At 42.7% G+C, this 438-nt stretch carries 1 protein-coding gene; it reads right to left on the bottom strand.

Annotation, left to right across the window (positions count from 1 at the left end):
• The coding region (locus ACTHTU_RS11365) for a hypothetical protein (protein ID WP_440362608.1) at positions 1 to 438 on the bottom strand (438 nt) is incomplete at both ends.

The raw sequence follows: 438 nt of genomic DNA, 5'->3' as shown, positions 1-438 counted from the left end.
TTATCGCCCGCAGCACCATCAACAACGAACACTTTGTGATGAGGTTTACCACGTGCAGCAACAGGTGCTTTAGCACTGTGGTTTCTATCAACATCGCTTGCGCTGATAGTAACTGAGTTGTTTGACGTGCCGTTAATATCAATTTTCTCAAAATTAGAGATCATTGAAATAGTGGTTGTAATCGCTTTGCCATCTCGGTGCACAAATTGAAGTGTATCGAAATCACTGCCTCCATCAATAGATGCTCTGGTATTAATCGTACTAGATGTTCTCACGATGTCATCACCAGCCCCCATATTGATTGTTGGATTACCACCAGCGAAATAGAAGAAGCCATTGCCTGTCTCACGCGCTTCAAGGATATCATTACCAGCTCCCATGTTTATAGTACCAGCAATGTTTTTGAAACTCGCGAAGTCATTACCGTTACCCATATCA

Source organism: Neisseria sp. P0020.S005, from assembly GCF_051957055.1.
GTDB classification, from domain to species: Bacteria; Pseudomonadota; Gammaproteobacteria; order Burkholderiales; family Neisseriaceae; genus Neisseria; species Neisseria subflava_A.
This window is presented reverse-complemented; position numbering and strand designations above follow the sequence as displayed.